The 1,169-nt window shown below is 64.0% G+C and carries 2 protein-coding genes; both read left to right on the top strand.

Going from position 1 to position 1,169, the window contains the following annotated elements; translation table 11 throughout:
- Positions 1 to 231 precede the first annotated feature (231 nt).
- On the top strand, positions 232 to 552 hold the full coding sequence (locus tag EN969_RS32000) for a YkgJ family cysteine cluster protein (protein ID WP_032809400.1): 321 nt from the start codon (positions 232 to 234) through the stop codon (positions 550 to 552).
- Between the two features lie 81 nt (positions 553 to 633).
- Positions 634 to 1,169 (top strand): LysE family translocator (locus EN969_RS31995; protein WP_164758708.1); only part of this gene is annotated, 536 nt, incomplete at its 3' end.

The raw sequence follows: 1,169 nt of genomic DNA, 5'->3' as shown, positions 1-1,169 counted from the left end.
GGACTGACATGGCCATAAAATTCTCCTCCAAGGATCAGCCGGCAGCCTCGGGTGCTGCGGCAAAACCGGCGAAGCCGGTTGCCGCGCCGAAAGCCGGCGACGCCACCGAGGCCGCGACCGACCTGTTCAAGTAGCCGGCGGATTCGCCGAAGGGCAAGACGGCCAAGAAGAAATAGCGCCTTGCCGCAAGACGCCGATCACAACCCCGCCGCGCCAGGGCTGTCCGCCCTGGTGGCCGCCGCAAGCGTTTTGTCGTCGCAACAGGGCACCTTCGATTGCCAAAGCTGCGGTGCCTGCTGTTCCTATTCGGCCGAGTGGCCGCGCTTTTCCACCGAGGATGACGCACAGCTCGACCGTATCCCGGAAAAATATGTCGCATCCGACCTGTCAGGCATGCGTTGCGAGGGCGTGCGCTGCTCGGCGCTGTCCGGCGAGATCGGCAAGTCGACCGCTTGCGGCATCTACGACGTGCGGCCGGACGTCTGTCGCGCCTGCATGCCCGGCGACGAGGAGTGTCTGATGGCACGCCAGGCGCTCGGATTACCGGTGTAGCCAATCTCCCGTCGCCTCCGCTTGTGCGCCGACCCGCAGCCCGGTACCTTCCTGGCTTGGTAGGGTGGCGGAGGAACCATCGTGAGCATCGAATTTCTGTTGACGTCCCTGATTGTCGTGGCTTCGCCCGGCACCGGCGTTCTCTACACGCTGAGCGCCGGCCTCTCGCGCGGTGCGCGGGCCAGCGTCATCGCCGCCTTCGGCTGCACGCTCGGCATCATCCCGCACATGGCCGCCGCCATCACTGGCCTGGCGGCGCTGCTGCACACCAGTGCGCTCGCCTTCGAGACGCTGAAATATCTCGGCGTCGCCTACCTGCTCTACATGGCCTGGAACACGCTGAAGGAAAAGGGCGGCCTCAGCGTCGAGCAGGATGTGACGCCGCGCTCGGCCGGCAAGGTGATTGCCACCGGTATCCTCGTCAACGTGCTCAATCCGAAACTGTCGATCTTCTTCTTCGCCTTCCTGCCGCAGTTCGTCAGCACCACCGAGCCCAATGCGCTGTCGAAAATGCTGGAACTGAGTTCCGTCTTCATGCTTTTGACATTCGTGGTTTTCGTCGGCTACGGCATCTTCGCAGCCTCGATCCGCAGCCATGTCGTCTCGCGGCCAATGGT

Origin of the sequence: Mesorhizobium sp. M7A.F.Ca.CA.003.01.2.1, from assembly GCF_003998945.1 — a bacterium.
GTDB lineage: Bacteria > Pseudomonadota > Alphaproteobacteria > Rhizobiales > Rhizobiaceae > Mesorhizobium > Mesorhizobium ciceri.
This window is presented reverse-complemented; position numbering and strand designations above follow the sequence as displayed.